Source organism: Tardiphaga sp. 619_E2_N8_4 (assembly GCF_051810905.1).
In the GTDB taxonomy this organism is placed as follows: domain Bacteria; phylum Pseudomonadota; class Alphaproteobacteria; order Rhizobiales; family Xanthobacteraceae; genus Tardiphaga; species Tardiphaga robiniae.
This window is the reverse complement of the sequence record NZ_JBPWQJ010000001.1, coordinates 3,512,640-3,529,754: the sequence shown is the minus strand read 5'-3', so window position 1 is coordinate 3,529,754 and position 17,115 is coordinate 3,512,640. Positions and strand designations below refer to the sequence as shown.

Annotated in this window: 16 protein-coding genes and 1 tRNA gene; 3 read left to right on the top strand and 14 right to left on the bottom strand. The window is 61.9% G+C overall.

Annotated elements, in window-relative coordinates:
• Positions 1–215 precede the first annotated feature (215 nt).
• From rplL to AB8A23_RS16855, 6 genes are all read right to left on the bottom strand, one after another.
• Positions 216–593 (bottom strand): 50S ribosomal protein L7/L12, encoded by a 378-nt coding sequence (gene rplL / locus AB8A23_RS16880; protein WP_089268274.1) that lies wholly within the window; start codon positions 591–593, stop codon positions 216–218.
• A 54-nt stretch (positions 594–647) separates the two neighbouring features.
• A complete protein-coding gene (rplJ, locus tag AB8A23_RS16875) occupies positions 648–1,166 on the bottom strand; it encodes a 50S ribosomal protein L10 (RefSeq protein ID WP_089268275.1) in 519 nt (172 codons plus the stop codon).
• A 656-nt stretch (positions 1,167–1,822) separates the two neighbouring features.
• Positions 1,823–2,464: an Isoquinoline 1-oxidoreductase subunit gene (locus AB8A23_RS16870; RefSeq protein ID WP_231080285.1), complete on the bottom strand. Its 642-nt coding sequence runs from the start codon at positions 2,462–2,464 to the stop codon at positions 1,823–1,825.
• Positions 2,461–4,626, bottom strand: a complete 2,166-nt coding sequence (locus AB8A23_RS16865; protein WP_089268277.1) for a xanthine dehydrogenase family protein molybdopterin-binding subunit — start codon at positions 4,624–4,626, stop codon at positions 2,461–2,463. Before AB8A23_RS16865 ends, AB8A23_RS16870 begins: the two co-directional genes overlap by 4 nt.
• Positions 4,627–4,629: 3 nt before the next feature.
• Positions 4,630–5,094, bottom strand: a complete 465-nt coding sequence (locus AB8A23_RS16860) for a (2Fe-2S)-binding protein (protein ID WP_175365586.1) — start codon at positions 5,092–5,094, stop codon at positions 4,630–4,632.
• A 161-nt stretch (positions 5,095–5,255) separates the two neighbouring features.
• Positions 5,256–5,936, bottom strand: coding sequence for a TetR/AcrR family transcriptional regulator (locus tag AB8A23_RS16855; RefSeq protein WP_439058861.1), 681 nt, complete (start codon positions 5,934–5,936; stop codon positions 5,256–5,258).
• A 108-nt stretch (positions 5,937–6,044) separates the two neighbouring features.
• Between AB8A23_RS16855 and AB8A23_RS16850 the strand changes: the two genes are divergently transcribed.
• Positions 6,045–7,181 (top strand): FAD-dependent oxidoreductase, encoded by a 1,137-nt coding sequence (locus AB8A23_RS16850; RefSeq protein ID WP_439058862.1) that lies wholly within the window; start codon positions 6,045–6,047, stop codon positions 7,179–7,181.
• Positions 7,182–7,186: 5 nt separating this feature from the next.
• On the opposite strand, the gene AB8A23_RS16845 is transcribed toward AB8A23_RS16850, so the two are convergent.
• The 6 genes from AB8A23_RS16845 to AB8A23_RS16820 all read right to left on the bottom strand — a co-directional run bounded on the left by AB8A23_RS16845 (position 7,187) and on the right by AB8A23_RS16820 (position 12,628).
• Complete coding sequence (locus AB8A23_RS16845; protein ID WP_439058864.1) at positions 7,187–8,137, bottom strand: 2-hydroxyacid dehydrogenase; 951 nt, start codon at positions 8,135–8,137, stop codon at positions 7,187–7,189.
• A 96-nt stretch (positions 8,138–8,233) separates the two neighbouring features.
• Positions 8,234–8,926 carry a 50S ribosomal protein L1 gene (gene rplA / locus AB8A23_RS16840; RefSeq protein WP_089268281.1) on the bottom strand — a complete coding sequence of 231 codons (693 nt, stop codon included), beginning with the start codon at positions 8,924–8,926 and terminating at the stop codon, positions 8,234–8,236.
• Positions 8,927–8,932: 6 nt separating this feature from the next.
• Positions 8,933–9,361 (bottom strand): 50S ribosomal protein L11, encoded by a 429-nt coding sequence (gene rplK, locus AB8A23_RS16835; RefSeq protein ID WP_068731528.1) that lies wholly within the window; start codon positions 9,359–9,361, stop codon positions 8,933–8,935.
• Between the two features lie 129 nt (positions 9,362–9,490).
• Positions 9,491–10,021, bottom strand: coding sequence for a transcription termination/antitermination protein NusG (gene nusG, locus AB8A23_RS16830; RefSeq protein ID WP_439058866.1), 531 nt, complete (start codon positions 10,019–10,021; stop codon positions 9,491–9,493).
• A gap of 12 nt (positions 10,022–10,033) precedes the next feature.
• A complete protein-coding gene (gene secE / locus AB8A23_RS16825; protein WP_068731532.1) occupies positions 10,034–10,225 on the bottom strand; it encodes a preprotein translocase subunit SecE in 192 nt (63 codons plus the stop codon).
• Between the two features lie 246 nt (positions 10,226–10,471).
• The gene (locus tag AB8A23_RS16820) at positions 10,472–12,628 is read right to left on the bottom strand and encodes a hypothetical protein (protein WP_439058868.1); all 2,157 of its coding nucleotides are present in this window, start codon (positions 12,626–12,628) and stop codon (positions 10,472–10,474) included.
• Positions 12,629–12,953: 325 nt separating this feature from the next.
• Between AB8A23_RS16820 and AB8A23_RS16815 the strand changes: the two genes are divergently transcribed.
• Complete coding sequence (locus tag AB8A23_RS16815; protein WP_439058870.1) at positions 12,954–14,105, top strand: diguanylate cyclase; 1,152 nt, start codon at positions 12,954–12,956, stop codon at positions 14,103–14,105.
• A gap of 69 nt (positions 14,106–14,174) precedes the next feature.
• On the opposite strand, the gene AB8A23_RS16810 is transcribed toward AB8A23_RS16815, so the two are convergent.
• Together AB8A23_RS16810 and tuf are read right to left on the bottom strand one after the other, a co-directional pair.
• Positions 14,175–14,250, bottom strand: a tRNA-Trp gene (locus AB8A23_RS16810).
• 133 nt (positions 14,251–14,383) lie between these two features.
• Positions 14,384–15,574, bottom strand: coding sequence for an elongation factor Tu (tuf, locus tag AB8A23_RS16805; RefSeq protein WP_184517871.1), 1,191 nt, complete (start codon positions 15,572–15,574; stop codon positions 14,384–14,386).
• A 174-nt stretch (positions 15,575–15,748) separates the two neighbouring features.
• Between tuf and AB8A23_RS16800 the strand changes: the two genes are divergently transcribed.
• Positions 15,749–16,972 carry a serine hydrolase domain-containing protein gene (locus AB8A23_RS16800; RefSeq protein ID WP_439058871.1) on the top strand — a complete coding sequence of 408 codons (1,224 nt, stop codon included), beginning with the start codon at positions 15,749–15,751 and terminating at the stop codon, positions 16,970–16,972.
• Positions 16,973–17,115: the final 143 nt, after the last annotated feature.

The window sequence follows — 17,115 nt, the reverse complement described above, 5'->3', positions numbered from 1 at the left end:
CCGAAAATTGCCCATCTCCCAACGGCTTAACCGGAAACGTCGCCGTTTCCGCTGTCAGACCGTGTTTTTCGTGCTGCCGTCCCGATATGGGATGGCAATCATGGAGATTCGAGGGTGGTTCCCAGCGCATCCCCACACATTCCTGTGTAGTCCATCGGGTTCCGGCCCAGAGGGCGACCAAATGGCCGCCCTCCAGATGGAACCCATAAAGGGTCTTACTTGAGTTCGACCTTCGCGCCAGCCTTCTCGAGCTGACCCTTGATCTTCTCGGCTTCGTCCTTAGCAACGCCTTCCTTGACGGGCTTCGGAGCGCCTTCGACCAGGTCCTTGGCTTCCTTGAGGCCAAGACCCGTGATCGCACGGACTTCCTTGATGACTTCGATCTTCTTGTCGCCGGCCGAAGCCAGGACGACAGTGAACTCGGTCTTTTCTTCAGCAGCAGCAGCACCGCCGCCGCCAGCAGCCGGACCAGCAACTGCAACAGCAGCAGCAGCCGAAACGCCCCACTTTTCTTCGAGCATCTTGGCGAGGTCGGCAGCTTCGAGCACGGTCAGGCTCGAGAGATCGTCAACGATTTTCTGTAGGTCAGCCATTGTCTATTTCCTTAAGCGTATTTGGTTCGAACCAGGGTTTGAATGCGAAGGGCGTCAGGCCGCTTCGCTCTTTGAGGCATAGGCCTGAACAACACGCGCGAGCTTCGCCGCGGGAGCTGTCGAGAGCTGAGCGATCTTGGTCGCCGGCGCCACAAGGAGGCCGAGGATCTTCGCGCGCAGTTCGTCGAGCGAGGGCAGCGCGGCCAAGGCCTTGACGCTGTCGACGTTCAGGACGGTTTTACCCATCGAGCCGCCAAGGATGACGAACTTCTCGTTCGCCTTGGCAAATTCGACGGCAACCTTCGGCGCAGCTACCGGATCGTCCGAAGTGGCGATCACAGTCGGGCCCTTCAACAGGGAACCGATGGCAGCAACATCCGTGCCTTCAAGAGCAATTTTGGCGAGACGGTTCTTCGAGACCTTCACCGAGGCGCCAGCCAGCTTCATCTGCGAACGCAGGTTCTGCATCTGGGCAACGGTGAGGCCGGAATAATGGGCGACAACCGCAACGCTGGTGGTCTTGAAGACCCCGTTCAGCGCGTCGACCGCGTCCTTTTTAGCCGCTCTTTCCACAGCAAGCTCTCTCCGGTTGGCGGCCTCTATCGAGATAGGACCGCCGGGTTACACCCACCGTCCCACCTGAACCTGACCTCGAGACACATGCTCGTTAAAACACGTGGTCTAAAGACACGTCGGGCGAGACGATATGATAGCCTGCCCTCCCGAACCGTCCTGGCGAACCAGCGCTGGCGCGGGGTGTCGAGGTTCGAACCAAATACGCGTCATGTCGCACAAAACGACATGGGCGAAATCCAGTCTTCACCCGTCTATGCTGGCTGCATCAAGTTTTACGATTAAGCCGTTGATGAAACTTACGTTTATCTAAGGCGCCAGCAGTCTCGGACAGGATTCAGGATCATCGATAAGCCATCATCCGGCCTATTGGTGACCCCCGCCCGCCTTCCTCAAATCCGCGTCGCGCGTCCCATCCCCGTCGAGCGATCCATATGGACAGCCTGAAAGGAAAAGTCTCCTGCGATGTGGGTTGTCGGAGTGCGAACACAGACGCGCCAGCTACCAGCCAGCACGCCCGGAAACGGTTGTTTAACGAGTCTTTTTCGTGTTGCCAAGCGCGAAATGCCGATGTGGCATCTTTTCTGCAGGGAGCCGTTTAGGGCGCTCAGAGCGCAAAAGTGGAACCGGCTGAACCGGCTCCACTTTTGATTGCATCACCCCTTCGGGCAGGCCGCTCCCGCATCGGCCCAGGCCTTGATCAGTTCACCGAACTGTTTCTGGGTGCCCGGCGCCGGGGTTCGGTTGCCACCGGGATGCCAGCCCCAGCCGACCAGTTCGTCTTCGGCCATGTGCTTCACAAGTGCGGCCATGTCCTTGCCGCCATTGCGCTCCTTGTCCTTGATCTGGGTGCAGATCTGGCCAAGCGTCTTGCCTTGCCAGGCCATCTCGATGGGCGCCAGCGCCCACTTCGGATTGCCGGGGACGTTGGCGGCATCGAAGTTGTTCTCGTGGTGACAGGTGGCGCAAGCCAGACCACCGGCCGCGCCGACGCCGCCCTCGCCGCGCACGACCAGCGGAATATGCGGCCGCATGCGGTCAGTCTGGGTCGGACGCTCTGTCGCCGGATGGCAGTTCATGCAGCGCGGCGACTGGATGACCTTGCCGGCTTCCGTGAACAGCGCCACGGCACGCTCGTTCTTGTTCTTGATCTTGGCGAAGGCCGAGACCGACTGCAGCTTGGTCGGATTGCTGACCGCTGCATCGGCCTCCTGGAAGCTCGGCTCCGCGAATGCGAGGAGACCCGCCGCGAGGCCGCCGGCAACCAGCGCCAGCATCGAATGTTTGAACAAGCTCATGCTGAGGCTCCAGGTACGATCGGCAATTGCCGCGGTCTTCCCACTCCGAGTTTCGCCAGCGCGTTGGCAACGGCAGGCCCGAGCGGAGGCACGCCGGGTTCGCCGACGCCTGATGGCTTCTCGGTCGATTTCACGATGACCACTTCGATCTCCGGCATCTCGTTGATGCGCAGCGAACGATAGGTGTCGAAATTGCCGGACACGGGCGCGCCGGCATCCAGCGTCTGTTCCGCATAGAGGATGTGACCCAGGCCGAAGCCGATGCCACCTTCCATCTGCGCGCGGATGATGTCGGGGTTCACGGCGACGCCGCAATCCACCGCGCACCACACCTTGTGCACCTTCGGACCATCGTCGGTCATGGACAGTTCGACGACCTGAGCGACGAAGGTGTTGAAGCTCTCGACCACCGCAACGCCGCGCGCGCGGCCTGCCGGCACCTTGTAGTTCTTCCAGTCGGCGAGTTCGGCGACAGCCTTGAGAGCCCCTGCGTGGCGCGGCTTCTTGCTCAGGAGTTCAAGCCGACCTTCGATCGGATCCTTCCCGGCGGCCTCGAGCAGTTCATCGACAAAGGCTTCGACGACATAACCAGTATGGGTGTGGCCCACCGAGCGCCACCACAACACGGGCACGCCGACATCGACCTGATGCATGTCGCAGCGGAAGTTTTCGACGTCGTACGGGATTTCGTTCGAGCCTTCATAGGACGTCGGGTCGAGGCCGTCCTTGAACATCATGGACTCGAAGAAGGAGCCCTTCATGATCGACTGCGAGACAATGGTGTCGCTCCAGGCTTCGATCTTGCCGTCGCGCACCGTACCGCGCATGCGGTGGATGCAATACGGCCGATAGTAGCCACCGCGCATATCGTCCTCGCGCGTCCACACCAGCTTGACCGGCTTGCCCGGTCCGATCGCTTTCGCGACTTCGGCGAGCTCGATGGCCTGATGCGTGCTCTGCTGGGCGCGGCGGCCGAAGCTGCCGCCGGCAAGAAGAACGTCGATCTTCACCTTCTCGATCGGCAGCCCAAGCACCTTGGAGATCGCCATATGGTCAGGCGTCGGAAACTGGCAGCCGTAGCGCGCATAGGCGGTGTCGCCGTCCCATTTCAGATAGGCGTTGAGCGGCTCCATCGCGGCATGGGCCAGATACGGGAAGACGTATTCAACCTCGATCACGCGGCCACCTTTGGCCATCGACTCTTCGAACTTGCCCTCGGCCTTCACGAGTTTGCCGGCCGTCTTCGACAGCCCGCGGAATTGCTGCAGCAGTTCCGCGCTGCCACGCTTCTCCGCCTTGCTGTCGTCCCAGGTGATCTTCAGCGCGTCACGGCCCATCTTCGCGGGCCAGAAACCCTTGGCGTAGACAGCGACGCCATTCGACACCTGCTTGACGTCGACGACACCAGCCACGGCTTTCGCAGCCGTCGCATCGAAGGACGCGACCTTGCCGCCGAATTTCGGCGAACGCGCCACGACCACCGTGAGCATGTCCGGTTCGTTGATATCGAGCGTGTAGAAGGCCTTGCCATTGGTCTTGTCGGCGCTGTCGAGGCGTTTCACGACGCCTTCCTTGCCGATCAACCTGAACTGCGACGGATCCTTCAGTTTCGGATCGGCAGGCACCGGCATGGCCATCGCCTTGTCGGCGAATTCGCCGAAGCGACCTTCATGGCCTGACGCGTGCTTGATCACACCGTTATCGACAGTAATCTCCCCCGCCGGCACCTGCCACGCATCGGCCGCAGCCGCGACCAGCATCTGGCGCGCGGCGGCGCCGACCTGTCGCATCTGGATGTAGGAATTGGCGATGGCGGTCGAGCCACCGGTGCCCTGCATGCCGAACGCCAGATTCTTGTAGAGCTGCGGATTTGACGGCGCGTGATCGGCACGCATCTGCGCCCAGTCTGCGTCGAGTTCTTCGGCGACCAAAGTCGCCATGCCGGTGAACGGCCCCTGCCCGAATTCGATGCCCTTGCACAGCACCGTGACGGTGCTGTCGGGCTTGATGATCAGGAAGGTGTTCGGCGCGATATTGACCGACGGCTTTGCCGCCGCCTGCGCAAACAGCTTGTCGGCGCGCGCAACATAGGCGCCGAGCACGAGGCCAGCGCTGCCCTTGAGCAGCGTACGACGGGAGAGTTTGGTGTCATGAACGGTCATGGCTCAACCCTCCAGCGATTTGGCGGCGCCATGAATGGCGGCGCGGATGCGGACATAGGTGGCGCAGCGGCAGATGTTGCCGTTCATCGCCAGATCGATATCGTTGTCGGTGGGGGTCGGATTGACGCTAAGCAGCGCGGTGGCGCTCATGACCTGGCCGGATTGACAGTAGCCACATTGCGGCACGTCAAGCGCGACCCAGGCAGCCTGCACTGCCTTGGCTTCCTTGGAGTCGAGCCCTTCGATGGTGGTGATTTCGCTGGTGCCGATGGCCGAGACGGGCATTGAACACGAGCGGACGGTCTGGCCGTCCACATAGACCGTGCAGGCGCCGCATTGCGCGACCCCGCAGCCATATTTGGTGCCGGTGAGACCGGCCCCATCTCGAATTGCCCAGAGCAGAGGTGTGTTGGGATCGACGTCGACCTCACGGGCCTGACCGTTGATCTTGAGAGTGAACGCAGCCATCGCTGATGTCCTATGTCGTCGAATGTACGCCTACATTCGAGTTGTTCTAAACAGCCGACATCTACATCCGCATTGCGGAATAACCCATTCAATTATTTTTGTACCGCGCGGGAACGAAATTGGTTCTTGCGAAACGGCCCTTCAGACCAGTCGTCAGCTTTTCAGAGGCGCCGCGACGCTTCGATGCCGCTCAGGATAAGATCGATTCCGGCGATAAAGTCGTTGCGGTCATCGTGCCCCCGCAAATGTGCAGCCATGCTGCGGGTGAACGCATACGCGTTCGGATCGAGCTGAGACCAGGAGGTCGCCACCGCGTCCAGAAAGTCAGACCTGTCGATTCCTCGCATCCGGCCGAGCTGCCCGTTGGCTGCGTTCTGCGCACCGACGCCGAGGATGTAGTTCAGCAACGCACCCACCGTCGCCCACTGTTCCTCGTCAGGCACGCCAAGGGCGCTCACCTGCCGGCCGATGCGTTCGAGTATTCGCACCATGGGCAACTGCCCGGGAGCGCGTGTGAGCGCCGACCCAACCCACGGATGCGCGTCGATCGCGTCAAACATGCCCAGCGCGAGGGTGCGAATGATGGCCTGAGGCGTCGCGCCGACCAGGGGCGCGTTCATCGCGCGGGCGATGATGGCGTCGCAGGCGGCAGTCAGCAGATCGCCCTTGTTGGGCACGTGCCAATAAATAGCCCCGGGACCAGTGGCGAGCCGCTCCGACAGGGCACGGAATGTCAGACCATCTTCCCCGCTGCCGTCCAGGATCGCGATCGACGCTTCGATGATGCGATCCCGGGAGAGCGAGTCTTCGCGTCGTGGGCTGCTGCGAGTTTTCTTGGCCATGTCCCCACCTTGACATAAATGGAACAACGTTCCAATGGAATGGAATGACGTTCCATTCTAGGTCTTGGGGAATGTCCCGGGACAGCCTGCGACTGCGAAGGTGGCGAGATGAATACTCATGTGGCGATTGTCGGCGCGGGGCTCGGCGGGCTGACGCTTGCCCGCGTGCTCCATGTTCACGGTATCGCAGCGACGATCTATGAAGCTGAAGCCTCGGCCAACTCGCGGGCACAAGGAGGTCTGCTCGATATTCACGAATACAACGGGCAGCTCGCACTCAAGGCTGCTGGATTGTTCGAAGCTTTCCGCGACATCATCATCGTCGGGGCCGATGCCAAGCGGATACGCGACAAGGACGGCAAGCTGCTGTTTGACAGGCCCGGCATGGGCAACGGCGGTCGACCTGAGGTGGATCGAGGAGAGCTTCGCCAGATTCTGCTCGATTCCCTTCCTGCCGACACGATCCGCTGGGGACACAAACTTGCAGCGGCGGCTCCGCTCGGCGACGGGCGGCACGTGTTGACCTTCTCCCACGGCTCGACGGTCACGACCGATCTCCTCATCGGCGCCGACGGCGCGTGGTCACGCGTTCGCCCGCTCCTCTCCGGGGAGAAACCGGCCTATGTCGGCACCTCATTCATCGAGACGTTTCTTTTCGATGCCGACACCCGTCACAAGGCCAGCGCGGAAGCGGTTGGCGACGGCACACTGATGGCGATTGCGCCGGGCCAGGGAATCTTTGCGCACCGTCATGCCGATGGAACGCTGCAGGGCTACGTGGCCCTGAACAAGCCTGAGGACTGGATTGCCCGCATCGACTTCTCGGACTGGACGAATGCCCTCGCCCGCATCGCCGCAGAATTCGACGACTGGGCTCCGGAACTGACAGCGCTCATCACCAACAGTCAGGCCGCCCCTGTGCTTCGCCCGATCTATGCGCTGCCGATCGAACACCGATGGGAGCGCGTACCGGGGGTAACACTGCTCGGCGATGCCGCGCACCTGATGTCACCATTCGCCGGCGAAGGCGCCAATCTCGCAATGTTCGATGGTGCCGAACTCGGGCTCGCTCTCGCCGCTCATCCAGACGATGTCGAAGCCGCGCTTGTCGCTTATGAAACGGAACTCTTTCCCCGCAGCGCGTCTGTTGCTGCGGAGACCGACCGGAATCTGAAGCTGTTCTTCAACGACAACGCGCCTCAGAGCGTGGTTGACCTGTTCACCAGTTTCCAGATCACCGAATAGCTGCCCTAGACCGCCACCGCGTAGGGCAGCCCCTTGCCCGCGTAAAACGCGTCGAGATTGGCAATGACGCAGTCCTGCATCGCCGTGTGCGAGTCGAGCGTGTGGCCACCGATATGCGGCGTCAGCACGACATTCGGCAAAGCCGTGAGTGCGTCGGGCGCGTGGGGCTCCTTCTCGAACACGTCGAGGCCGGCGCCGGCGATGGTCTTGTCGGCCAGCGCCGCTGTCAGCGCGGCCTGATCGATGACCGAGCCGCGCGAGATGTTGACGACGACGCCATTGGCGCCGAGCTTCTTCAGCATCGCGGCATCGATGATGCGGTTGGTATCGGCTCCTGCCCGCACCGCGATCATCAGCACGTCGCACCATTCGACCAACGCTTCGAGGCTGGGCTCATAGCGATACGGCACATCATGCTTGCTGCGGCTGTGATAGGCGACGTCGCATTCGAAGGCGGCGACGCGCGACGCGATTTTGCGGCCGATCTCGCCCATGCCGTAAACGCCCACCTTGCGGCCCGGATTGCCGGGCTGCGGCGACATCAGCGGCGACGGCTTTGCGGAGGACCAGCCGCCTTCGCGCAGATACTGATCCGCTGGCAGCAGACGGCGCGTCACCGCGAGCATCAGCGTCAGTGCCAGATCGGCGACCGAGGCCGCATTTGCGCCCGGGCTGTTGCCGACCACGATCTTGCGCTCGGCCGCGGCCTTGAAGTCGACGCCGTCATAGCCGGTGCCGTAGCAGATGATGGCGCCGAGCGCCGGCATCATGTCCATCACGTCTGCCTTGAGCACCTGACCGCCCGCGGTGATCAGCGCGCGCACGTCTTTCAGTTGGTCAGCGGAAAAGGTCTGCAGCGGTGGCTTGCCTGCAGCGTCTAGTAGGTCGAAGTGCTCGCCGATGCGCACCATCTGGGACTTCGGGAAACGCGAATAGATCAGAACCTTCTCGGCCATCGTGACATTCCTGCTGGGTCAAAGAGCGGAAGACAAAAGAAAGGGCGGAACCGGTTGCCCGATTCCGCCCTGGTTTCTTGCAAGCCTTGTTCCGGCTTAGCCGAGCACGGTGCCCGTCTCAACCTTGACGCCGGGGCCCATGGTCGAAGACACAGCAACGCGCTGCAGATAGGTGCCCTTGGCGCCAGCCGGCTTCGCCTTGGAGACGGCATCGACCAGAGCCTTGATGTTTTCGACGAGCTTCTCTTCCGAGAAAGATGCCTTGCCGATACCAGCCTGCACGATGCCGGCCTTCTCGACGCGGAACTCGACCGAACCGCCCTTGGCACCCTTGACTGCGCCGGTGACGTCCATGGTCACGGTGCCGATCTTCGGGTTTGGCATCATGCCGCGCGGACCGAGCACCTTACCAAGGCGACCGACCAGCGGCATCATGTCGGGGGTTGCGATACAGCGATCGAAATCGATCTGACCGGCCTGGACCTTCTCGAACAGGTCTTCTGCACCGACGACGTCTGCACCGGCAGCCTTGGCTTCTTCAGCCTTCGGGCCACGGGCGAACACGCCGACGCGCAGGGTGCGGCCGGTGCCGTTCGGCAGGGTGACGACGCCACGGACCATCTGGTCGGCGTGACGCGGATCGACGCCGAGGTTCAGCGAAATTTCGATGGTCTCATCGAACTTCGACTTGGCGCGTTCCTTGACCATCTTGATGGCCTCGGCGACCGGATAGAGCTTCTCGCGGTCGATGCCCTCACGGGCCTTCTTCAAACGTTTTCCAATTGCCATGACCGTTTACCCCGCGACCTCGACACCCATCGAACGGGCAGAGCCCTCAACCATCTTCATGGCCGATTCAATGGTGTCGCAATTCAGATCCTTCATCTTCGCTTCGGCGATCTCGCGCACCTGCGCTTTGGTCACCGCGCCGGCCTTGTCACGACCCGGCAGCTTGGAGCCGGAGGTGAGCTTGGCGGCCTTCTTGATGAAGAAGGACATCGGGGGGGTCTTGAGGGCGAAGGTGAACGAACGATCGGCGTAGATCGTGATCACCACTGGGATTGGGGTGTTCTTTTCTTCCTTCTGCGTCTGCGCGTTAAACGCTTTGCAGAATTCCATGATGTTCAAACCGCGCTGACCAAGCGCGGGACCGATCGGGGGCGAAGGGTTCGCCGCACCGGCCGGCACCTGAAGCTTCAGGTATCCGGTCACTTTCTTTGCCATGTGTCACTCCTGTTGTGCCGGTCATCGACCGGCTGTTTCAGGTTTCGTGGTTCGGTCGACAAGCGGTTGGCAACCGCCCTCTTCCTCCCACGGCCTTAGAAACGCGAGGCGAACCTCGCGCTATTGCGATCAGACCTTTTCGACCTGACCGAATTCCAGTTCGACCGGCGTGGCGCGGCCGAAGATCGACACTGCGACCTTCACGCGCGAGCGTGCCTCGTCGATTTCCTCGACGACGCCGGAGAACGACGCGAACGGACCATCGGCCACCTTCACGTTCTCGCCGATCTCGAACGACACCGACGCCTTCGGGCGCTCCACGCCTTCCTGCACCTGGTGCAGAATGCGCATGGCTTCAGCTTCCGAAATCGGCATCGGCTTGTTTTCCGCGCCGAGGAAGCCCGTGACCTTCGGGGTATTCTTGATCAGATGAAACGCTTCGTCGGTGAGCTGCATCTTCACCAGCACGTAGCCCGGGAAGAACTTGCGCTCGGCGTCCATCTTGCGACCGCGACGTATTTCGGTGACCTTCTCGACCGGAACCAGAATCTGTTCGAACAGCTCTTCCAGGCCACGCTGCTTGGCCTGTTCCTTGATCGACTCCATCACCTTCTTTTCGAAATTCGAATAGGCGTGAACGATGTACCAGCGCATGCTCATAATTCTGTTCCGTCAGTGCATCGTGAGCAAAAAGGCGACGAGGTAGCGGATGACCTGATCCGCCGCAAAAAAGAAGATCGACGACAGCGCCACCATGACGAAAACCATGATGGTCGTGATGGTCGTCTCGCGTCGCGAGGGCCACGTGACCTTGTTGGTCTCGGTGCGCACTTCCTGCAGGAATTTGAACGGGCTGAACGCCATCGTTATGTGATCCGCATCCGTCGTGAGACGATTGAATTGGTTTCAGAATCCGAACAGCCCTCTTGCGCCCAACCCTTTATTCAAGGATGAGCCGCCAAGCGGGCTCGTTCGTTCGGGGATTTGCCGCGTCGGATATCCGGTCACCGGGCCGACAGCGAGTGCAGCTTCCTACTTCGGACCGGACCAAAGGTCAAGGTATCCGGGCCGGACCAGCGGGAACCCTTCCCGCCACCGGATACCACTGGATCAGCGTCCGCCCACCCCCGGCGACGGTTTGCCGACCGCAGCACGGACGTGCCGGACGACATGATCGGCGACGATGGCGTGGCCCTCCGCGGTCGGGTGCACCGCGCCGCTATACATGGCCGCATAGACCGGCTGCAGGATGTCGAACTGGGTAAAGCCCGGCGAATGGACGTTTGCGGTCAGAAACGCGTCATTCGGGGTCCGGAACAGGCGCCAGCGGGACGCATAGGGCAGATAGGCCGCCGGGGAATACGGCGTAAACTCCTCCTTGCCGATCCAGCGTCGCGGCATCGCCATCGCCTCGCCGTCCGCCTGCGGCCGCTTCGGATCGCGCGCACAGAGCCCGCGTTTGGCAAATTCGCTCTGGTGATCGGTGATGAGCTGGAAGCCGGTTCCGGCTCCGGTAGCCAGCGCCGGGCAGCCCCCGCCCCGCCCGTTGGTGATGCAGGCGGTCCGGGCGAAGAAATCGTTGAGAAAGCTCACCGTCTCGGCCAGCCGTTCGCGCGACAGCACCAGCTTCTTGTGGACGTCGAGGCCGAGCGTCGGCTGCGCGCCGCACAAGGCGCCCGTCTCGTCGAACTGGATCGGCTCGTAAGCCGTCTGCAACACCTTCGCGGGCGCCACGCCAAAGCCGTCGCGCAAGGCATCGCGGAGCGCCACCATGCGCTCGTCGAGCTGCTCCATGTAAGCGCGCGAAACTTGCGGCGAGAACCGGATCTGCTTGCCGAGCAGGTTCGCGATCGGTGCCAGATCGCCGGCGGACTCGGTCATCGCATAGACCATCAGCGGCGAGAAGCCGACATCGTTGCCGCCGATCGACAGCAGCAGTGTGTCGATCGGCCGCTTGCGCTCGGACGGCGCACACCAGGATTTTGTCACCGGCATATTGGCAATCTGCACACTGCCGCTCGCGTAGGTCGGCAGATTGTAGGTCGCACGCTGCGTGCGACCCGCGGGGCTTTTGCAGATGAGATCGGCGAGTTGATCGAGCTGCGAACGCACCATCGCGTTGCCCGCGCCCTCACGCGCCTTCTTCTCGAGGAACAGACCTTCGGTCACCTCGGAGCCGGTACAGGCCAGGCTGACCAGCGTGATCGACCGGTGCGGATTTTCCAAACTGAGTTGCAGCCCGACGCGAAACGGATAGCCGTATTGCGAGCGGTGGCAATCGGGGCTGAGCCAGCGCGGATTGGCGGCATTGAACGCCTTGTCGAACTGCGCCGATGCGAGCGGGAAATAGAGCTCCTGCTCCTCGTCGGCGAGCTTGCGCCGCGGCAGGTTTTTGTAGTCGAAACTTCCCACGGGTGCAGCGGGGGTCAATTTCTGCAGCGACTTGGCCGTGCTGCGCGTCGCCATCTCCTCGCGCATCAGGGTGGGATCGTAGACCATCTCGCGGACGCCGCTGAATGTCACCGGAACGTCCGGGTTGCTTTCGCCCGAGGCAAAGGAATCGCCGAGCGCAACGATGAACAGATCCTCGACGACGACCTGCGGGTCGCTCAACACGCGACCGTCGGGCAATTTGACCTGGACCGATGCACCGGACAGGCTGCGATCGACGGCATAAGGCAGGCGCGTGATCTTGAGCGGCGTCGCGCAGGATTGCGTTGTGGACTCGGTCCTGCTGCCGGGCCGCCGCGGCGTCCAGCTCCAGACGCAATCATACGCGCCGGCTTCGGCAATGCGCTCGGGCGACAGCCGGATCAGCACCGTATGCGCATCCGGCAGTACGTAATCTTCCTTGGCCGTGCCCCACGAATAACGCCGGTCGCAACTCGCGAGATAGCGGCCCTGCCGGCTGTCGTAGCAGACGGCGTCGACGGTCTGCGACGCCCAGCCGAGACGCGAGCGATCGTAGCGCGCCCGCGCGGTGTCGGCGCAACTGGTCGGACTGGTCATGTCGCGGCAATCGGGATCGTTCAGCCGCCGCTCGGTGCGCCACACCACATCGGCGGGCGGTAGCACCAATTCATTGCGCGCAGCGGGATAGCCGCGCTCATACATCGCGAAGGATGCTGCATTCTTGAAGAAGCGAAATGGACTTTCCACCTGCCAGAGCAGATCGGCGGCATGAGCGCCATGACTCAATGACAAATGTCCAAAGGACGACACCAGCAACGTCGTGGCCCCCACGACGAACGTCACAAGTAATTTCATTCTCGACTTCCGGCTGAAATTCCCAACGGGTGTGTCGCGCGCGCGGCAAGCCAGGTTCATCGCCGCGACCGCACGCCGCAGGGACGCAGCGCAACGGAAACGCGGGGAGCAGCACGATCGCGCATGATTGGCAAAGCCGATGTCGGACATGACCATCAGCCTATTGCGCAAATTGCCCCGCGGATCGTCAGATTCCATTAACCCCGCGGCCAGACTAAAACGCGAGAAGCTACCCAGGTACTCCAGTAAGTGGATGTATTAGCAGACCTAAATGTTTTGATCGGCAGATTGCTTGTTTGATCGGCAATGCGACGGGCATCAGCGAATGACCAGCATCACCACCCTGTCCGAGGGAACCGACGCCTCCACGAGGGACCTCCGCAAGGATTCGGCATTGCGGATCGCGCGGCGCCGAACCGCCTATATCGCGCAGGCGTCGAGCTATCTGATCGATGCCGCGATCCTGCTGCTGTACGCCGTGATCGGCGTGACCACCGTGGCGACGGGGGTCGTGTATCTGGCCATCAGGCTCGCTGTGGTCGGCATTGCTGCCTATCTCTCGGAAATCCAGGTCAACGAGCGTTTCAAGGACCCGTACCTCACGGTCCCTCTCTCCATCGTCAGCATCATCGTCCAGATCGGCGCGATCTATCTCGTGCCGCAGATCGGCTTCTACTTCATCTCCATCATTTTCGTCGTGCTCGGCTTCGCCGCACTCCGCATGAGCGCGCGCCAGACCGGCATCGTCTGGTCGACTGCAACGCTGGGCCTCGCACTACTTTTCCTGATGACCGACAAGCCGATCGGCATTCCCATGGCCACCGCGACCGAGCGCGCTCTGGCGCTGGCCTGTTTCGTCAGCGCGCTTGGCCGCTGTGCCAGCGCCGGCCTCTACGGCAGCTCGATGCGCGAACTGCTGTATCGCCGCAGCAATGACCTCGCGGCCGCCAATGCGCGGATCGAGGAACTGGCGCAACTTGACGAACTCACCGGCGCATTGAACCGGCGCTACATCATGAAGTGCCTGAACGACGAGATCGCCAAGGCCCAGCGCAACGCCACAACCTGCTGCATCGCGATCATCGACCTCGATCACTTCAAGAAGATCAATGATCACTTCGGACATCCGGTGGGCGATGAAGTGCTGCGCGCCTTCGCCATCTCGGTCTTCGCCAATATCCGCACCATCGACAGGTTCGGCCGTCAGGGCGGCGAAGAGTTTCTGCTGATCCTGCCGGACACCGACATTGATCTTGCGATCCAGACGCTCGATCGATTGCGCGGCCTGATCACGGAACTGAACTGGTCAGCGATTGCGCAGGATTTGACTCTGACGATATCCGCCGGGATCAGCGCCATCAGGCCCAACGATACGCCGGAAGACATTTTGGCGCGCGCCGACCTTGCGCTCTACAGAGCCAAGGATACCGGCCGCGACCGCGTGGTGGCAGCGCCGCAAAAGCGGCAGTTCAGCTGAGCGGCAGTCGGAGACCCGCCTGAAAAGCGCGCTTAGGCTAAAATATATCGATATTTCAAAGGCTTAAAATGGCAGGGGCGGTAGGGCTCGAACCTACGACAACCGGTTTTGGAGACCGGTACTCTACCAACTGAGCTACACCCCTACAGGAAAACGGCGCACCGTCATTTCCGCGCTGTTTGAAGCATAGGCGACGCCTGATTTGCAAGAGGCGAAACCAAGGCCGGGAATCAAAACGGCGGGCAAGGGACAAATCCCCTGCCCGCCGTTTTTGTCGATTACTCGATGATGCTAGCGACGACGCCTGCACCGACGGTGCGGCCGCCTTCACGGATGGCGAAGCGCAGCTTCTCTTCCATCGCGATCGGCACGATCAGGTGCACTTCCATCGCGATGTTGTCGCCCGGCATCACCATTTCGGTGCCTTCCGGCAGATGCACAACACCGGTCACGTCGGTGGTGCGGAAGTAGAACTGCGGACGGTAGTTGGTGAAGAACGGCGTGTGACGGCCACCCTCTTCCTTGGTCAGAATGTAAGCCTCGGCCTTGAACTTGGTATGCGGCTTCACCGAACCCGGCTTGCACAGCACCTGGCCGCGCTCGACGTCTTCACGCTTGGTGCCGCGCAGCAGCGCGCCGATGTTGTCGCCGGCCTGGCCCTGATCCAAGAGCTTGCGGAACATTTCAACGCCGGTGCAGATCGTCTTCTGCGTGGCGCGGATGCCGACGATTTCGATTTCCTCGCCGACCTTGACGATGCCGCGCTCGACGCGGCCGGTCACGACCGTACCACGGCCCGAGATCGAGAACACGTCTTCCACCGGCATCAGGAACGGCTGGTCAACCGGACGCTCCGGCTGCGGGATGTAGCTGTCGACGTTCTTCATCAGTTCGAGAATGGCGTCGTGGCCGAGCTTCTGGTCCGAGTTTTCGAGAGCGGCCAGCGCCGAGCCCTTGATGATCGGAATGTCATCGCCCGGGAAGTCGTACTTCGAGAGCAGTTCGCGCACTTCCATTTCCACGAGCTCGAGCAGCTCCGGATCGTCGACCATGTCGCACTTGTTCAGGAACACGACCAGCGCGGGAACGCCGACCTGGCGGGCGAGCAGGATGTGCTCGCGGGTCTGCGGCATCGGGCCGTCAGCGGCCGACACGACCAGGATGCCACCGTCCATCTGCGCGGCGCCGGTGATCATGTTCTTCACATAGTCGGCGTGGCCGGGGCAGTCGACGTGGGCGTAGTGGCGGTTGGCGGTCTCGTATTCGACGTGCGCCGTCGAAATGGTAATGCCACGGGCCTTCTCTTCCGGCGCCTTGTCGATCTGGTCGTAAGCGGTGAACGTGGCACCGCCCGTCTCTGCCAGCACCTTCGTGATCGCCGCCGTCAGCGACGTCTTGCCGTGGTCAACGTGACCGATCGTACCAATATTGCAGTGCGGCTTGTTACGTTCAAATTTTGCTTTGGCCATAGATCCACCTGTTAAGCCACGCCCGTGCGCAGCACCAAACCGGCGGCTGGTTACAAGGGAAAACGGCCCTGTTCAAGCCCGAACTTCTGGGCCAAGCTCGTCCAACCATGCCGGCGAGCCCCCTATGTAAGCCGGCAAATGACAAGATCAATCAAAGCACTATCGGGAGCCCCCATGAACGCCCAAACTGCCGCAAAACACGCCATTTCCCTCGAGACCCCCGAGCTGCCGCAGGCCCGGCCGGAAACGCTGGGATTGTCATCAAACCGTCTTCAAATCATGTCGGACGCGTTCAAGCGCGAGATCGACAAGGGCACCACGCCGGGCGTCACCATGCTGGTCTCCCGCCGCGGCCAGATCGGCTATTTCGAGGCCTTCGGCAAGCAGACCCCGGATGGCTCCGCGGCCATGACGCGCGACAGCCTGTTTCGCATATTCTCGATGACCAAGCCGATCGTGTCGCTGGGCATCATGCAGCTGGTCGAGAACGGCCATATCCTGCTGAACGACCCGCTGGCGAAATACATCCCCGCATTCGCCGAGACCAAGGTCGGCGTCGAGCGCAACGGCGCGCTCGAACTGGCGCTGCCGCTGCGCCCGATCACGATCCAGGACCTGCTGCGGCACACGTCGGGCATCTCCTATGAGATCACCGGCAACGGCATGGTGCAGCGGATGTACCAGAAGTCGAACCTGCGCAATCGCAATATCACCAATGAGGAGCACGCCAAGATCGTCGCCGGCCTGCCGCTGATCTGCCAGCCCGGCAGTGAATGGAATTACAGCCGCTCCACGGACATTCTCGGCCGCGTCATCGAAGTCGTGTCCGGGAAGTCGCTGGGCAACTATCTCACCGAGAATATTCTTGCACCGCTGCAGATGGCGGAGACCGGCTTCCACACAGCAAGCACGAACAAGGACCGTATCGCGCAGCCCTTCCCCACCGATCCCTGGACCGGCGAGAAAGTCGCGCTGTTCGATCCGCTCGAAATTCCGAAGATGGAATCCGGCGGCGGCGGACTGGTATCAAAGACCATGGACTATGCGCGCTTCTGCCAGATGCTGCTGAACGGCGGCACGCTGGACGGCAACCGCGTGATCGGCAGCCGCACACTGCACCTGATGGCGTCCAATCACCTCAACCCCAACGTGAAGCTGGAGACACATCTCGTGCCGCCCGGCCACAGCTTCGGCCTCGGCTTCGCCGTGCGCACGGACGATGGTCACGCGCCCTATGCGGGATCGAAGGGCCAGTTCTTCTGGAGCGGCGTCGCCGGCACGTTCTTCTGGATCGATCCGCAGGAAGAGCTGTTCGCGGTGTTCATGTCGCAGGGACCGGGCCAGCGGGAATATTTTAGGACGCTGATCCGGAGCCTGGTTTACGCCGCGGTGGAGTGACGACGAAGTCGTCATTCCGGGGCGTGGCCGGCAATTGCCGGACACGAACCCGGAATCCCGACATGGCCTGGCGCTGTCGGAGACTCCCACGCGAGGTTCCGGGTTCGCGGCCGCCGCCTTCGGCGACGTCCTCGCCCCGGAAT

Excerpts from the sequence above, each read along its gene's own strand:
- rplL (WP_089268274.1), bottom strand. The coding sequence starts at position 593 with ATGGCTGACCTACAGAAAATCGTTGACGATCTCTCGAGCCTGACCGTG.
- AB8A23_RS16870 (WP_231080285.1), bottom strand. The coding sequence starts at position 2,464 with ATGAGCTTGTTCAAACATTCGATGCTGGCGCTGGTTGCCGGCGGCCTC.
- AB8A23_RS16865 (WP_089268277.1), bottom strand. The coding sequence starts at position 4,626 with ATGACCGTTCATGACACCAAACTCTCCCGTCGTACGCTGCTCAAGGGC.
- AB8A23_RS16860 (WP_175365586.1), bottom strand. The coding sequence starts at position 5,094 with ATGGCTGCGTTCACTCTCAAGATCAACGGTCAGGCCCGTGAGGTCGAC.
- AB8A23_RS16855 (WP_439058861.1), bottom strand. The coding sequence starts at position 5,936 with ATGGCCAAGAAAACTCGCAGCAGCCCACGACGCGAAGACTCGCTCTCC.
- AB8A23_RS16850 (WP_439058862.1), top strand. The coding sequence starts at position 6,045 with ATGAATACTCATGTGGCGATTGTCGGCGCGGGGCTCGGCGGGCTGACG.
- AB8A23_RS16845 (WP_439058864.1), bottom strand. The coding sequence starts at position 8,137 with ATGGCCGAGAAGGTTCTGATCTATTCGCGTTTCCCGAAGTCCCAGATG.
- rplA (WP_089268281.1), bottom strand. The coding sequence starts at position 8,926 with ATGGCAATTGGAAAACGTTTGAAGAAGGCCCGTGAGGGCATCGACCGC.
- rplK (WP_068731528.1), bottom strand. The coding sequence starts at position 9,361 with ATGGCAAAGAAAGTGACCGGATACCTGAAGCTTCAGGTGCCGGCCGGT.
- nusG (WP_439058866.1), bottom strand. The coding sequence starts at position 10,021 with ATGAGCATGCGCTGGTACATCGTTCACGCCTATTCGAATTTCGAAAAG.
- secE (WP_068731532.1), bottom strand. The coding sequence starts at position 10,225 with ATGGCGTTCAGCCCGTTCAAATTCCTGCAGGAAGTGCGCACCGAGACC.
- AB8A23_RS16820 (WP_439058868.1), bottom strand. The coding sequence starts at position 12,628 with ATGAAATTACTTGTGACGTTCGTCGTGGGGGCCACGACGTTGCTGGTG.
- AB8A23_RS16815 (WP_439058870.1), top strand. The coding sequence starts at position 12,954 with ATGACCAGCATCACCACCCTGTCCGAGGGAACCGACGCCTCCACGAGG.
- tuf (WP_184517871.1), bottom strand. The coding sequence starts at position 15,574 with ATGGCCAAAGCAAAATTTGAACGTAACAAGCCGCACTGCAATATTGGT.
- AB8A23_RS16800 (WP_439058871.1), top strand. The coding sequence starts at position 15,749 with ATGAACGCCCAAACTGCCGCAAAACACGCCATTTCCCTCGAGACCCCC.